Annotated in this window: 14 protein-coding genes; 12 read left to right on the top strand and 2 right to left on the bottom strand. The window is 64.5% G+C overall.

Annotated elements, in window-relative coordinates; all coding sequences use genetic code 11:
• Window positions 1–172: 172 nt before the first annotated feature.
• The 3 genes from AB7245_RS04770 to AB7245_RS04760 all read left to right on the top strand — a co-directional run bounded on the left by AB7245_RS04770 (window position 173) and on the right by AB7245_RS04760 (window position 3,933).
• Complete coding sequence (locus tag AB7245_RS04770) at window positions 173–1,771, top strand: GMC family oxidoreductase (protein WP_085403476.1); 1,599 nt, start codon at window positions 173–175, stop codon at window positions 1,769–1,771.
• A 105-nt stretch (window positions 1,772–1,876) separates the two neighbouring features.
• A complete protein-coding gene (locus tag AB7245_RS04765) occupies window positions 1,877–2,848 on the top strand; it encodes an HlyD family secretion protein (RefSeq protein ID WP_085403475.1) in 972 nt (323 codons plus the stop codon).
• A complete protein-coding gene (locus AB7245_RS04760) occupies window positions 2,845–3,933 on the top strand; it encodes an FUSC family protein (protein WP_085403474.1) in 1,089 nt (362 codons plus the stop codon). Before AB7245_RS04765 ends, AB7245_RS04760 begins: the two co-directional genes overlap by 4 nt.
• Window positions 3,934–4,100: 167 nt before the next feature.
• Here the strand turns inward: AB7245_RS04760 and AB7245_RS04755 are convergent, their stop codons facing one another.
• Window positions 4,101–4,862: an SDR family oxidoreductase gene (locus AB7245_RS04755; RefSeq protein ID WP_085403473.1), complete on the bottom strand. Its 762-nt coding sequence runs from the start codon at window positions 4,860–4,862 to the stop codon at window positions 4,101–4,103.
• Window positions 4,863–4,983: 121 nt separating this feature from the next.
• On the opposite strand from AB7245_RS04755, the gene AB7245_RS04750 reads away from it, so the two are divergent.
• From AB7245_RS04750 to AB7245_RS04740, 3 genes are all read left to right on the top strand, one after another.
• Window positions 4,984–5,496 carry a CvpA family protein gene (locus AB7245_RS04750; protein ID WP_085403574.1) on the top strand — a complete coding sequence of 171 codons (513 nt, stop codon included), beginning with the start codon at window positions 4,984–4,986 and terminating at the stop codon, window positions 5,494–5,496.
• 184 nt (window positions 5,497–5,680) lie between these two features.
• Window positions 5,681–6,463 (top strand): SDR family oxidoreductase, encoded by a 783-nt coding sequence (locus AB7245_RS04745; protein ID WP_014498394.1) that lies wholly within the window; start codon window positions 5,681–5,683, stop codon window positions 6,461–6,463.
• On the top strand, window positions 6,460–7,449 hold the full coding sequence (locus AB7245_RS04740; RefSeq protein ID WP_085403472.1) for an NADPH:quinone reductase: 990 nt from the start codon (window positions 6,460–6,462) through the stop codon (window positions 7,447–7,449). The genes AB7245_RS04745 and AB7245_RS04740 overlap by 4 nt, the downstream gene beginning before the upstream one ends.
• Before the next feature lie 4 nt (window positions 7,450–7,453).
• On the opposite strand, the gene AB7245_RS04735 is transcribed toward AB7245_RS04740, so the two are convergent.
• Window positions 7,454–7,885 (bottom strand): DUF3775 domain-containing protein, encoded by a 432-nt coding sequence (locus tag AB7245_RS04735; protein WP_028149244.1) that lies wholly within the window; start codon window positions 7,883–7,885, stop codon window positions 7,454–7,456.
• Between the two features lie 121 nt (window positions 7,886–8,006).
• On the opposite strand from AB7245_RS04735, the gene AB7245_RS04730 reads away from it, so the two are divergent.
• The 6 genes from AB7245_RS04730 (at window position 8,007) to AB7245_RS04705 (ending at window position 14,093) form a co-directional block, all read left to right on the top strand.
• The gene (locus AB7245_RS04730) at window positions 8,007–8,858 is read left to right on the top strand and encodes an MBL fold metallo-hydrolase (protein WP_085403471.1); all 852 of its coding nucleotides are present in this window, start codon (window positions 8,007–8,009) and stop codon (window positions 8,856–8,858) included.
• 224 nt (window positions 8,859–9,082) lie between these two features.
• A complete protein-coding gene (locus AB7245_RS04725; protein ID WP_439033909.1) occupies window positions 9,083–9,925 on the top strand; it encodes a fumarylacetoacetate hydrolase family protein in 843 nt (280 codons plus the stop codon).
• Between the two features lie 186 nt (window positions 9,926–10,111).
• Window positions 10,112–10,723: a glutathione S-transferase family protein gene (locus tag AB7245_RS04720; RefSeq protein WP_085403469.1), complete on the top strand. Its 612-nt coding sequence runs from the start codon at window positions 10,112–10,114 to the stop codon at window positions 10,721–10,723.
• Between the two features lie 23 nt (window positions 10,724–10,746).
• Window positions 10,747–11,937 carry a serine hydrolase domain-containing protein gene (locus AB7245_RS04715; RefSeq protein WP_085403468.1) on the top strand — a complete coding sequence of 397 codons (1,191 nt, stop codon included), beginning with the start codon at window positions 10,747–10,749 and terminating at the stop codon, window positions 11,935–11,937.
• 17 nt (window positions 11,938–11,954) lie between these two features.
• Window positions 11,955–12,824, top strand: a complete 870-nt coding sequence (locus AB7245_RS04710) for an MBL fold metallo-hydrolase (protein ID WP_085403467.1) — start codon at window positions 11,955–11,957, stop codon at window positions 12,822–12,824.
• 126 nt (window positions 12,825–12,950) lie between these two features.
• A complete protein-coding gene (locus AB7245_RS04705) occupies window positions 12,951–14,093 on the top strand; it encodes an alpha/beta hydrolase (protein WP_085403466.1) in 1,143 nt (380 codons plus the stop codon).
• Window positions 14,094–14,136: the final 43 nt, after the last annotated feature.

Below are 14,136 nucleotides of genomic sequence, written 5' to 3'. Positions count from 1 at the left end.
GCGTAAAGGCAATGCAAAAATCCAATCCTCACCCTGAGGAGCGCGCCAGCGACGCGCGTCTCGAAGGGCGAGGCCACAGACCGGGCCTTCATCCTTCGAGACGCGCGTTCCGCGCTCCTCAGGATGAGGAACGGAGACGCAACAACAAAGAACAATGCAGGGGGAAACATCAGTGACTGACACATTCGACTTCGTCGTCGTGGGCGCGGGCTCCGGCGGCTGCGCGATGGCGGGGCGGCTGTCGGAGGATGCGGCGACATCCGTGGCGCTGCTCGACGCCGGCGGGCGGAACGACAATTGGCGGATCACCACGCCATTCGGGCTCGCTTTGCCATACAGCGCGGCCAACTGGGCTTTCGATACCGTGCCGCAGAAGGGATTGAACGGCCGCATCGGCTATCAACCGCGCGGCAAGGGCCTCGGCGGCTCCTCGGCGATCAACGCCATGGTCTACATCCGCGGCCACAAATCGGACTACGACCACTGGGCCTCGCTCGGCAATGCCGGCTGGTCGTATGCCGACGTGCTGCCCTATTTCAAGCGTTCGGAAAACAATTCCGATTTCGACGGCGAGTATCATGGCAAGGGCGGCCCGCTGCATGTCAACAGACTGCGCTCGGACAATCCGATCCATGACGTCTTCCACCAGGCCGCGCGCGAGGCGCAGTTCCGCGTCCGCGAGGACTTCAACGCCGAGGACCATGAAGGGCTCGGCAGCTACCAGGTGACGCAGCACCATGGCGAGCGCTGGAGCGCGGCACGCGCCTATCTGCATCCCCACATGGACAAGCGCGCGAATCTGCGCGTCGAGACGGGGGCGCAGGCCACGAAAATCCTGTTCGAAGGCGGGCGCGCGGTCGGCATCGAATATGTGCAGGGCAAGCAGACCAAGCAGCTGCGCGCCCGCCGCGAGGTGATCCTCGCCGGCGGCGCCTTCCAGTCACCGCAGCTGCTGATGCTGTCGGGTGTCGGCGATGGCGATGCGCTTGCCGCGCACGGCATTGGCGTCATGCATCACTTGCCGGGCGTCGGGCGCAATCTGCAGGACCATCCGGATTTCGTGTTCGTCTACGCCTCCGACTATCCGCACTTCGTTCATTCATCGCTCGGCCGGTTGCCATCCCTGCTCCGCGCCATCCAGCGGTATCGCCGGGAGCGACGCGGCCTGATGACCACCAATTTCGCCGAGTGTGGCGGCTTCCTGAAGACCAGGCCCGACCTCGCGGTGCCAGACATCCAGCTGCACTTCGTCATCGCGATGCTCGACGACCACGGCCGCAAGAAGCACAAAGAGGCGGGCTTCTCGTGCCATGTCTGCCTGCTCAGACCGAAGAGCCGCGGCAGCGTATGGCTGAAGAGCGCCGATCCGCTCGCTGCACCGATGATCGATCCGAACTTTCTGGGCGAGGCGGAAGATCTCGAGTCGATGGTCGCGGGCTTCAAGACCACGCGGCGGCTGATGGAGACGCCCGCGCTGCGCGCGTTGCAGAAGAAGGACATGTTCACGTCGGATGTGAGAACGGACGACGACATCCGCGCCATCCTGCGCAATCGCGTCGACACCGTCTATCACCCCGTCGGCACCTGCAAGATGGGCACCGATGCGATGTCGGTGGTCGATCCGAAGCTGAAGATGCACGGCATCGAGGGCTTGCGCGTCGTCGACGCCTCGATCATGCCGACGCTGATCGGTGGCAACACCAACGCGCCGACCATCATGATCGGGGAGAAGGCGGCGGATATGATCAGGGCGGAGATGCGGACAAACTAGCGGTGCGGCACGAACGGGACTTTTCGAGCTGCAACCGGCCGGGATAGACTGCTCATCTAGCCCGGAGAAGTTGATACGCGCCGCTGCCTCGGAGTTTTGCCTGACATGACGCGTGGACGACGAGTCGGACTTGCGGCAGCGATCGCGCTGGCGCTTTTCGTTGCCTATGAGGTGATATCGTCGTTCGTCGCCTTCACCGACGACGCCTATGTTCAGTCCGATCTGGTCGCGCTCGCGCCTCAGGTGACTGGGCGCATCATTGCCGTAGATGTCGCCGACAATCAGGATGTGGCCGAGGGCAACCTGCTTGCGAGCATCGATCCCGTACCTTTCCAGTTGGCCCTGGATCAGCGGCGTGCCGATCTTGCCGAGGCCCGCGCGCAGATCGCCTCCGACCAGCACCGGATCGCATCGGCACGGGACGCGTTGGCGGCGGCGAGCTCGGCCGCGGATTTTGCGAGCGAAAACGAAAAGCGTCTGACGACGCTCGCCTCGGCCCAGGATGTCTCCCGCGTCGCGCTCGACCAGGCGAGCGATACGCTGCGACGCGCGAATGCGGCACGCGACGCTGCACAGGAGTCGGTCGCGGCGACGGAGGCCACGCTATCCATGCATCAAGCGAGCCACGCCCGCGCCAATTCGGCGCTGGCGCTCGCAGAATGGCAGCTCGCCCGCACCAAGCTGGTCGCACCAACCAGCGGCACGGTGACGTCGCTCAGCCTGCGCGTGGGCGACACTGCACAGGCCGATGTGCCGCTGATCGGCATCGTCGATGCCCGCGCCTGGCGCATCGTCGCCAACTTCAAGGAAAGCTACATCCGCGGCTTTGCCGTCGGCAGCACGGCCTGGGTGTCGCTGGACTCAAATCCCTGGCATCTACGCCGTGCCAAGGTGACCGGCATTGCTCGTGGCATCAGCCGCGAACCCGTGCCCAATCGCCTCCTCAACTACGTGGCGCCGACCACTGACTGGATCCGCCTCAAGCGCCGCTTTCCGGTGACGCTGACGCTGGTCGATCCGCCACCCGACCTGAGACTCTATATGGGTGCCGACGCCAGGGTGGTCGTGCTGCCATGAGCGGGGCCGCGACGAGAGCGATCTCTGCATTGCGGCGGGAGTTGCTGGAGATCGATCTGGCCGGCCCACGCGGCCATCATTGCAGCCGCGTTGCACTGGCCGTCACGCTGGCCGTGATCGTGGCGCTTGTGCTGCGGGTGGACGCACCATGGTGGGCGGCGATCAGTGCCTTCGTCTCGACGCAGGTGACGGCGCCCTCTTCCTTGCGTCGCGGCGCCCTGCGCATCGTCGGTACGGCGATCGGTGCCGCTGCAGGCCTGCTCTTGAGCCCGTGGCTGATCGAGGACCAGGTTGCACTGAGCCTCGCACTGTTCATCGCAAGCAGCATCGGCGTGCTCGGCCTGCAAGTCAGTCGCCACGGATATGCCTGGCTGCTCGGCGCCGTCACGGCCGACATGGTGCTGCTCGCAACGCTCGACGATCCGACCTCGGCGCTGTCAGTCGCCTGCAACCGTACTGCCGAGGTGACGATCGGCACTCTCGCCGCCATTCTGGTCTCGCACCTGCTGTCGCCGCGCGAGGATCATGCGCCGCCACGTGCGCGGGCGCCGGGCTGGTCCGACCTTCTCGGCGCGCAATGGGCCTCGACCCAGCACGCAATGCGCGCGGGCCTTGGTGTGATGCTGGTGCCGCTGGCATGGAGCTGGCTGCAATTGCCGAGCTTCTCGCAGGCCGCGATCACGGTCGCGGCCGTGATGGCCGTGCCGGCAATATCCGACGACGATGCTGCGAATCGCGAGAAGATCGCGGCCCGTGGCACGCATCGCATCCTCGGCTGCCTGATCGGCGGCCTCGCCGGCCTGGCGGTGCTGATCGCCTCGTTCGAAAACTTCCTGCCCTGGCTTGCCGCGCTTGCCATCGGGGTCTGGGTCGGTGCGCATGTCCAGGCGAGCGCGCGCGATATCGGCTATGTCGGCACACAGGGCGCGGTCGTCTTCATCATGACGATGGTGCAGGGATCAGGGCCGCCGTCCAGCATCATTCCCGGCATCGAGCGCCTTGCCGGTATCACCGGCGGGCTGCTGATCGTCGAGATCGTGGCTATCCTGCTGACGCCCTCGGCTAGGAACGCTGAAACAAGATAATGCGGTAGCTCTTCTCCCTCTCCCCGTTCTTACGGGGAGAGGGTTGGGGTGAAGGGCTATCTCGGCAAAAACGGTGATAGCTGGACTCGCGGAGACTCCCTCTCACCCGGAATTTGCTCTCGCAAACTCCGGCCTCTCCCCGCTTGCGGGGAGAGGCGAAGTCGGGCTCAATTCAGCAGGAAACCACCATCGACAGTGATGACACTCCCCGTCATGTACCGCGACGCCCGTGACGCCAGCAGCAGGATCGCGCCATCGAGATCGGACTCGGCGCCGACGCGGCGCTGCGGGATGCGTTTGGCCAATCGCTCGCCCGCGGGCGTCGACCAGAAGGCGTGATTCATTTCGGTATCGATATAGCCTGGCGCCAGCGCGTTGATGCGGATGTTCTGGCCTGCGAGCTCCAGCGCCATCGCCCTGGTCGCCTGGAGGATACCGGCCTTGGAGATCGCATAGGGCGACACCGCTTTCAGCACGCCGGTGCCGAGCACGGAAGCGATGTTGACGATGTTGCCTTCCTGCTTGCGCGCGATCATGCGGCGCGCGACTTCGGTCGCGAGGAAATAAGCGCCTTTCAGATTGGCGCCGATCACGGCGTCCCAATCGGCTTCGGTCTGCTCGGTCGCGAGCTTCTCGATGGCGATGCCGGCATTGTTGATCAGCACCGTGATCGGACCGAGCGCGGCTTCCGTGGCATCCACGGCCTTGGCGATCGATGACATGTCAGTGACGTCGAGCGCGACCGCGGCAGCGCGGCCGCCCTTGCCGCGGATCTCCTCCTCCAGGCTCTTCAGCTTGTCGGCCTGCCGCGCGGCGAGCGCGACGGCCGCGCCATGGTCCGCCAGAACCCGGGCAAATTGCCGCCCCAGCCCCTGGCTCGCGCCCGTCACTAGGATGGTTTCTTGACTGACGTCGAATAAGTCTGACATGACGCTTGCCTTGAGTGTTTTCCCTGAGCTTTGGAGCCACCAATACAGACGATTTTAACGATCTGAAACCGGAATGATCGGTCCGGCGTTCATTCGTTCCATCGAGGCAGGCCTGACGCTCATGAACAGTTTCGATCTCGCGGTCTATGCGGCACTCGTCGTCGCGATCGGCTTCGGTTTCAGGACCGGCCTGCTCGGCAGCGCCATGACCATTCTCGCCTATCTCCTGGCCGCTCCCATCGCCGTCGCGCTGATGCCGTTGATCGTGCCGCAGGTCGCGACCAATCCGAACGCGCCACTGCTGCAAAACTGGATCTGGTTCTTCGGCATCTTCGTGGTCGTCGGCATGCTCCTTGGTTATATCGGCCGCCTCGCGCTGAACGACACGATACGCGAAGCCGGGATCGGCGACCGGCTCGCCGGCGCCGCACTCGGCGCCGTCAGGGTCGGCCTCGTCGCCACCACGCTGGTGCTGGTGTTCGACCAGATCGTGCCGGCCAACCGCCAGCCGCCGTTCCTCGCCGGTTCGCATCTGCGGCCGCTGTTCTCGGCGGCCGGCAAGATGGGCTTCAAGACATTGCCGCCGGAGGCCGCGGCCGCGATCGACCGCCTCAAGCAGGAACGGCGTATCTAGCTTATTGTCTGGGCATGATCTTTTCGGAAGACCGCTGCACACTTTTCCGGATCATGCCCGCACATTTGCATCGCCGCGCGACCGCGCCATGCATTTTGACGCGGCCCCCTCCCTTATCAGCGGCGCCACGATTGGCTAGAGTGCGGCCTGTCTAAAACCTGCCTGACATTACGGGAGTGAAACAGTGGATCTTGGGATCAAAGGTCGCCGCGCCATCGTCTGCGCATCCAGCAAGGGCCTCGGCCGCGCCTGCGCCATCTCGCTGGCGGAAGCCGGCGTTGACGTCACGCTGACCGCGCGGGGCGCCGAAGCCCTGAAGAAGACGGCCGACGACATCCGCAAGGCCTATCCTGGCGTGAAGGTCACCGAGATCGTCGGCGACATCACGACGCCTGCGGGCCGCGAGGCCGTGCTGAAGGCCTGCCCCGAGCCGGACATCTTGATCAACAATGCCGGCGGCCCGCCGCCCGGCGATTTCCGCAACTGGACCCGCGACGACTGGATCAAGGCGATCGACGCCAACATGCTCACGCCGATCGAGCTGATCAAGTCGACCGTCGACGGCATGATGGCGCGCAAGTTCGGCCGCATCGTCAACATCACCTCGGCGGCGGTGAAGGCGCCGATCGACATCCTCGGCCTCTCCAACGGCGCGCGCGCCGGCCTGACCGGCTTCATCGCCGGCCTGTCGCGCAAGACCGTGATCAATAATGTCACCATCAACGGCCTGTTGCCGGGTCCGTTCGAGACCGACCGCCTGACCGGCACCGCAAAGGCCGAGGCCGACAAGCGCGGCACGACGCCGGAGCAGATCCTGGCCGAGCGCGCCAAGCTCAACCCCGCCGGCCGCTTCGGCCAGCCCGACGAGTTCGGCTATGCCTGCGCCTTCCTCTGCGGCGCCAAGGCCGGCTTCATCACGGGCCAGAACATCTTGCTCGACGGCGGCGCCTTCCCCGGAACGCTGTGAGAGCAGTCTGGTACGAGCAAACAGGACCGGCGGCGGATGTCCTCACCTATGGTGAGATGGCGACGCCGGTCGCTGGCCCAGGCGAAGTTCGCATTCGCCTGGAAGCCTCCGGCGTCAATCCGGCCGATGTCGGCCGGCGCGGCGGCAGCTATCGCGCGATGGAATTTTCGCGCGTCATCCCGAACAGCGACGGCGCGGGTTTTGTCGACCAGATCGGCGACGGCGTAACGCGCTTCAAGGTCGGCGACCGGGTCTGGCTGTTCAACGGCCAGCGCAACGGCCGCGCCTTCGGCACGGCGGCCGAATATATCGCGCTCGCCGAGCAGCTGGTGACGCCGCTGCCGGATCATCTTTCCTTTGCGGAAGGTGCAACGCTCGGCATTCCCGCGATGACCGCGTGGTGCAGCCTGTTTGCGGACGGGCCGATCGTCGGCAAGACCGTGCTTGTCACCGGCGGCGCCGGCGCGGTTGGCCATTATGCCGTGCAGCTCGCCAAATGGGGCGGCGCGCAGGTGATCGCGACCGTCAGCTCGGCGATGAAGGGCGAGCAGGCCCGGCGCGCGGGCGCCGATCTCGTGGTCAATTACAGGGACGAGGACGTCGTTGCCAAGGCGATGGCGTTCACCGGCGGACGTGGTGTCGATCGCGTGGTCGATGTCGATTTCGGCGGCAACATCGCGACCACGTTGAAGCTGATGGCGCTCAATTCGACGATCGCCGTCTACGCCACCAACGGCAACCGCACACCCACGGTGCCGATGCGCGAACTGATGGAGAAGTGCATCACGCTCCGGACGCTGGTGCTGTTCGCGCTGCCGCCGGCGCTGCTCGCGGCGGCGCAGGCCGACATCACGAAATGGCTGGCGGCAGGGCCGCGCATTCACAACGTCGCGGCGCAGTTCGCGCTATCGGATACCGCGCAGGCGCATCTCGCGGTCGAGAAGGGTGACAAGCTCGGCACCGTGATCGTCGACTGCGCGCGATGACGACTTAGGATACCGGCGTGGTCCGCTCGTCGGTCCAGTCGATGCCGAGTTCGTCCATGCCATCGGCGAGCAGATCGCCCAGCATCGGCTCGCCCAGCAGATATTGCACCGTTTCACGACGCGGGTTCTTGTATTCACCGCGCGCCTCGGCGGCGCGGGCACGCAGATCGTCCCACTCCTCCACTTCGCCGTCGCCGCGGCCGAGCCACATCATCGTGACGAGGTCGAGCTGCTCGTCCTCGTTCAGCGCGCGGATGAAACCGGAGAGCTCGGCTGCGACCGGGTCGGAATTGGTGTCCTCGAGCACGTCGATCTCGTCATCATCAGAGGGATTGGAGCCCGAGTCAGGGTCGGACGCCGCCTCCTTGACGTCGAATTCGCGGGCCTTCTCGATGATGAAGGCGACCTTCTCGGCGGAAATGGCAAGCTCTGGCATCGTCGCTCTCTCTGGCTGTCTCGGGGTTCCCCCGATAACGCAACATCGCGACAGATGATCCATTGCGTTCGACGGCGGAAGGCCGCATCTTTCGCGAAAGCAAGAAAATTGGGATCGCCGCATGCCGTGGACCGTGGGCAAGGTCAAAATCACCAAGATCGTGGAAATGGAGACGGTCGGCTCGACCCGCTTCATCCTGCCGGCCGCGACCAATGACGAGATCCAGAAGCTGCCCTGGCTGATCCCGCATTTCGCCACCGAGGAGGGCCGGCTGAAAATGTCGATCCACTCGCTGGTGGTGGAGATGCCGACGCGCCGCATCGTGGTCGACACCGGCCTTGGCAACGACAAGCAGGGTCGCGGTGTCCCGGTCTGGAATAACCGCAGCACGCCGTTTCTGGAGACGATGACGGCAGCGGGCTTTCCCCCTGACAGCATCGACACCGTGCTGTGCACGCATCTTCATGTCGATCATGTCGGCTGGAATACGAGGCTCGTCGATGGCAAATGGGTGCCGACTTTCCCCAGGGCGCGCTACCTGTTCGGCAAGACCGAGTACGAATATTGGCGCGACTATACGGCCGAGCCGGACAAGGTCGCGGTGTTCAAGGATTCCGTGAAGCCGGTCGTCGATGCGGGCCTGGCCGAGTTGATCCCGAGCGATCACCGGCTCTGCGAGGAGATCAGCGTGATCCCGACCCCCGGCCACAGCCCCGGGCATATGAGCGTCCTGATCGAGTCCGGCGGCGAACAAGGGTTGCTCAGCGGCGACGTCGCCCATCACCCCTGCCAGATGGCGCATCTCGACTGGTGCTCGGTCGTCGACACCGATACCGCCCAGTCGGCGGAAACCCGGCACAAGGTGTTCTCGCGCTTTGCCGATACCCCGACGCTGGTGATCGGCGGCCATTTCTCGGCCGGGCACATCAAGCGGGACGGGGATGCGTTCAAATTTGTGGCGCTGCAATCGTAGGGTGGGCAAAGCCACCGGGTCGCGCGAATGCGCGCCCGATGACAGGCTCCGCGTGCCCACCATACCGGGCCATCAAAAAGAATTGGTGGGCACGGCGCTCCGCGCCTTTGCCCACCCTACAAAGGAAGGGCTGCAATGCGCCCCACTTTGAGCGGTTGAATTTCCCGCCGCCCTGTTCCATGAAGCTATTTAACCGATCGGTCCATCTCCAGGGAGAAACGAGAATGAAGCTTATTCGTTATGGCGAAAAGGGTGCGGAAAAGCCCGGCCTGATCGACAAATCCGGCCAATTGCGCGACCTGTCGGCGCACGTGAAGGACCTGACCGGCGAGGCCTATTCGCCGGAATCCCTGAAGAAGCTGGCGAGCCTTGACCCGGCCTCCCTGCCCGCCGTCTCCGGCAAGCCGCGCTTCGGCGCGCCCGTCACCGGCATCTCGAAATTCGTCGCCATCGGCCTCAACTACACCGACCACGCCAAAGAAACCGGCGCCGCGATCCCGACCGAGCCGATCATCTTCATGAAGGCCAACACCTCGCTGTCCGGCCCGAACGACGCGGTCGAGAAGCCGCGCGGCTCGACCAAGCTCGACTGGGAAGTCGAGATCGCCGCCATCATCGGCACCCGCGCCAAATATGTCTCGGAAGCCGATGCGCTGAACTACGTCGCCGGCTATTGCGTCTGCAACGACGTCTCCGAGCGCGCCTTCCAGACCGAGCGCCTGGGTCAGTGGACCAAGGGCAAGTCACACGACACCTTCGGCCCGGTCGGCCCGTGGCTCGCCACCAAGGACGAGATCAAGGACGTCCAGAACCTGTCGATGTGGCTCGACGTCAACGGCCAGCGTCGCCAGACCGGCTCGACCCAGACCATGATCTTCTCCATGGCCAAATGCGTCTCCTACGTCTCGCAGTTCATGACGCTGTTGCCGGGCGACATCATCACCACCGGCACCCCGCCCGGCGTCGGTCTCGGCATGAAGCCGCCGACCTTCCTCAATGTCGGCGATGTCGTTACGCTCGGCATCGAAGGCCTCGGCGAGCAGCGCCAGGAGATCGTGGCGGCGTAAGGTCTCCGCCCTCATCCTGAGGAGCGCGCAACGCGCGCGTCTCGAAGGATGCGCCAAGAATACAGTCACCCGACGTTCGCGCCGGGTGACCCAAGAACACCTCCCGTTGTCCATCCTTCGAGACGCGCGCCAAGCTGCGCGCTCCTCAGGATGAGGACCGTCTGTCTGGATAGAGGTTATTTCCCCATGAAACTCTCCTTCTCCGCCGCCTCGCCCTTCGCCCGCAAGGTGCGCATCGCCGCGATCGAGCTCGGGCTGATCGACAAGATCGAGCTGACGCCCGCGACCGTCGCGCCGGGCACGGTCAATGAGGATTATTCGCGCATCACGCCGCTGAAGAAGCTGCCGGTGCTGATCACCAATGACGGCGACGTCATTCTGGATTCCTACGTGATCGTCGAATATCTCAACGAGATGGCCGGCGGCAGCCTGATCCCCGATTACGGCCCGCGGCGCTGGAAGGCAAAGACCAATCACTCCCTGATCAACGGCATGCTCGATTCCATGCTGCTGTGCCGCTACGAGAAGATGGTGCGGCCGCAGGGCCTGCAATGGCAGGCATGGTCGGACGACCACTGGAACCGGGCCTGGACCGGCATGGCGCGCTTCGAGAACATGCCCGAAGTTTTGAACGGCCCGTTCGACATCTCGCAGATCGGCCTCGTCTGCGTGCTCGGCTATGCCGACTTCCGCTTCGCCGATTGCGGCTGGCGCAAGGCCTATCCGAAACTCGACGCCTTCCACCAGAAGATGCTGGAGCGCCCCTCGGTCAAGATCTCGGTGCCGCCTACGGCGTAAACTAGGCTGCGGGGAGAAGGACGATGCGCGATCGCTTCCCCCGCCTCAGCATTCTCGGCGCGAGCCTCGTGCTCGCGTTGACCGTCTCAGCCACTTCCGTGCAGGCCGACGGCATGGCGACTGGACGACAAAACCTCGCCTGTGGATCGCGTTCGTCAATCGACGACGGGTGGACGACTGCGTCGCCCGACAGCGTTGGCATGGACGGCATGCGGCTCTGCAGCATCGCCGCACGGCTCGATCAACGCGCGACCTCGGTCCATTCGGTTGTCGTCGTGCGCCACGGCAAGCTCGTCTTCGAGCAGTATTTTCCCGGCTACGACCAACCCTGGGGACAACCGGACGGCCAGCACGAATTCACCGCGACGACGAAGCATGACATGCGTTCGGCATCGAAGAGTGTCGCTTCGCTGCTCGTCGGCATCGCGATCGATCGCAAGCTGATCGAAGGCGTCGACGAGCCCGTGCTCAAATTCTTCCCCGACCATCAGGCGGCGAAGCAGGCGGGCTGGGAGGCCATCACGCTGCGCCATCTGCTAACGATGTCCTCCGGCATTGAATGGGACGAGGCACGGTCCTGGACCGATCCGAAAAACGACGAGCCGCATCTCACCTTTGAGGCCGATCCGATCGGCTATGTGCTCGCAAAGCCAGTCGCTGCGCCGCCCGACGTGCTGTGGACTTATAATGGCGGCGGGACTGAACTGCTCGGCAACATCCTCGAACGCGTCTCGGGCAAGCCGCTGGAGGCATTTGCTCGTGAGGTGCTGTTCCAGCCGCTCGGGATCAGCGATTTCGAGTGGAAAGCCTATAAGAACGGCAAGATCGCAGCGGCCGCGGGCCTTCGCTTGCGGCCGCGCGATGCGGCGAAGATCGGCCAGCTCGTGCTCAATCGCGGCCAGTGGAACGGCCGGCAGATCGTCTCGGCCGACTGGATCGCACAATCGATCACGCCGCGCTTCCAGGCGATCGGCTATTTCGGCAGCACGATGTTCTACGGCTATCAATGGTGGATGGGCCGCTCGCTCGCCGGCGACAAGGAAATCAAATGGGTTGCTGCCTTCGGCTGGGGCGGCCAGCGCATCTTCATCGTGCCCGAGCTTGATCTCGTCATCATGACGACCGCCGCGCAATACGGCCAGCCCAAAGAGGGTCTGGCCGCGATCGACATTCTCACCAACATCGTCATTCCATCCGTGCGCGACGCGCACTGATCACTGGGGAAGCGAGCATGAGCCTGAAATATGCGGTCGGCGATCTCACCATCCATCGCGTCATCGAGCAGGAAACCTCGTTCGTCCCGGCACTGGAAATGCTGCCGGGATTGACGGCCGAGGTGCTGGCCGAGAACCGGGCATGGATGCGGCAGGCCAAGGCGCTGGACGAGCAGGACGTACTGCTCCTGTGCTTCCAGTCCTATGTGGTGAAGACACCGCACCACACCATCCTGATCGACAGCTGCATCGGCAACGACAAGCCGCGCCCGCAGCGGCCGAAATGGAACATGAAGACCGACGACACGTACTTGCGCGGACTCAACGCAGCCGGGTTTGCGGTCGACGACATCGATTTCGTGATGTGCACGCATCTGCATGTCGATCACGTCGGCTGGAACACGCGATTGGAGAACGGCCGCTGGGTGCCGACCTTCCCCAAGGCGCGCTATCTCTTTGCGAAGCAGGAATACGACCACTGGTTCGCGGAGAATGCAAAGGCGGAGATTCCGCCCTTCGCCGACAGCGTGCTGCCGGTGGTCGAGGCCAGGCGCCACGAGCTGGTCGGCAACGATCACCAGATCGGCGATCACGTCCGCATCCTACCGACGCCGGGACATACGCCCGGCCATATCGCCATCACGATGGGCCGCGGCAAGGACGACGCCGTGTTCTCCGGCGACCTCATGCATTCGCCGCTGCAGACGCTCTATCCGGAGCTGTCGATCAAGTTCGACGTCGACCCGGCCGCGGCGGCGAAAACGCGCCGCAGCCTTCTGGAGCGCTATTGCGACACCGACACGCTGTGCTGCACCGCGCATTTCCCCTCGCCGTCGGTTGGGAAGATCAAGCGCAAGGGCAGCGCGTTCGTGTGTGCGGCGGTTTAGCAAGATGCCGTAGGGTGGGCAAAGGCGCGCGCTTCGCGCGCCGTGCCCACCATTCCTTAACGCGTTTGGCATGGTGGGCACGCTCCGCTTTGCCCACCCTACGATTCCACCCGTGTGGAGAAAGCAATGACAACACTCCCCGACATCCCTCTCCCCGCCGGCATCCGCTCGCGCTATGTCGACGGCATCAACGTCTTGCGCATGCACGTGCTCGAAGCCGGCTTCGAGACCAAAGGCCGGCCCTGCATCCTGCTGCTGCACGGCTTTCCTGAGCTCGCCTTCTCCTGGCGCAAGGTGATGCCGGTGCTGGCTGCGGCCGGCTATCACGTGATCGCGCCGGACCAGCGCGGCTATGGCCGCACCACGGGATGGACCGCGGATTACGACGGCGATCTCACGCCGTTCTCGCTGCTCAACCTCGTGCGTGACGCCCTCGCCCTGGTGTCGGCGTTCGGCTACCGGCAGGTCGATCTCGCCGGGCATGATTTCGGCAGCCCGGTCGCGGCCTGGTGCGCCATGATCCGGCCCGACGTGTTTCGCTCGGTGACGCTGATGAGCGCGCCGTTCGGCGGGGCGCCACCGATGCCGTTTGGCACGGTCGATGTGCCGGCAAAGCCTGCAGTCGAAGACCCCGTGCATCGCGAGCTCGCCGCGCTGCCACGCCCGCGCAAACACTATCAATGGTATTACGCGACGCGTCCGGCCAACGCCGACATGCAGCACGCGCCGCAGGGCGTGCACGATTTCCTGCGCGCTTACTATCACCACAAGAGTGCGGACTGGACCGAAAACAAGCCATATCCGTTGACGTCGTGGTCCGCGGGCGAACTCGCAAAACTGCCGACCTACTACGTGATGGACGCCGGTGAGACCATGGCGGAGACGGTTGCGAAGGAGATGCCCTCGCCGGCCGCGATCGCCGCCAACCAATGGCTGCCGGACAGCGACCTCGCCTATTACAGCGCCGAATACGGCCGCACCGGATTCCAGGGGGGCTTGCAATGGTACCGCTACGGCACGTCGGGCATGCTCAACAGCGAGATGCAGCTGTTTGCGGGCCGCAGCATCGACGTGCCCTCCTGCTTCATCTCGGGCAAACAGGATTGGGGCACCTATCAGCGCCCGGGCGTGTTCGAGGCGATGCAGGGGCGCGGATGCACAAGAATGTTCGGCTGCCATCTCGTCGACGGCGCCGGCCATTGGGTGCAGCAGGAACAGCCGGCCGAGGTGAGCCGCTTGCTGCTCGAGTTCCTCGCAAAAGCCGCCTGATTTGACCCGGGAACCCCGGCGCCTTATATAATTTAGAATAATT

Origin of the sequence: Bradyrhizobium sp. 604_D8_N2_3, from assembly GCF_051810765.1 — a bacterium.
GTDB classification, from domain to species: domain Bacteria; phylum Pseudomonadota; class Alphaproteobacteria; order Rhizobiales; family Xanthobacteraceae; genus Bradyrhizobium; species Bradyrhizobium barranii.
The sequence above is the reverse complement of the archived record's forward strand: the minus strand, read 5'-3'. Positions and strand labels throughout refer to the sequence as shown.

Coding starts and splice junctions, on each gene's coding strand:
- AB7245_RS04720 (WP_085403469.1), top strand. CDS start 10,112: ATGAAACTCTCCTTCTCCGCCGCCTCGCCCTTCGCCCGCAAGGTGCGC.
- AB7245_RS04715 (WP_085403468.1), top strand. CDS start 10,747: ATGCGCGATCGCTTCCCCCGCCTCAGCATTCTCGGCGCGAGCCTCGTG.
- AB7245_RS04710 (WP_085403467.1), top strand. CDS start 11,955: ATGAGCCTGAAATATGCGGTCGGCGATCTCACCATCCATCGCGTCATC.
- AB7245_RS04730 (WP_085403471.1), top strand. CDS start 8,007: ATGCCGTGGACCGTGGGCAAGGTCAAAATCACCAAGATCGTGGAAATG.
- AB7245_RS04765 (WP_085403475.1), top strand. CDS start 1,877: ATGACGCGTGGACGACGAGTCGGACTTGCGGCAGCGATCGCGCTGGCG.
- AB7245_RS04735 (WP_028149244.1), bottom strand. CDS start 7,885: ATGCCAGAGCTTGCCATTTCCGCCGAGAAGGTCGCCTTCATCATCGAG.
- AB7245_RS04705 (WP_085403466.1), top strand. CDS start 12,951: ATGACAACACTCCCCGACATCCCTCTCCCCGCCGGCATCCGCTCGCGC.
- AB7245_RS04725 (WP_439033909.1), top strand. CDS start 9,083: ATGAAGCTTATTCGTTATGGCGAAAAGGGTGCGGAAAAGCCCGGCCTG.
- AB7245_RS04750 (WP_085403574.1), top strand. CDS start 4,984: ATGAACAGTTTCGATCTCGCGGTCTATGCGGCACTCGTCGTCGCGATC.
- AB7245_RS04760 (WP_085403474.1), top strand. CDS start 2,845: ATGAGCGGGGCCGCGACGAGAGCGATCTCTGCATTGCGGCGGGAGTTG.
- AB7245_RS04755 (WP_085403473.1), bottom strand. CDS start 4,862: ATGTCAGACTTATTCGACGTCAGTCAAGAAACCATCCTAGTGACGGGC.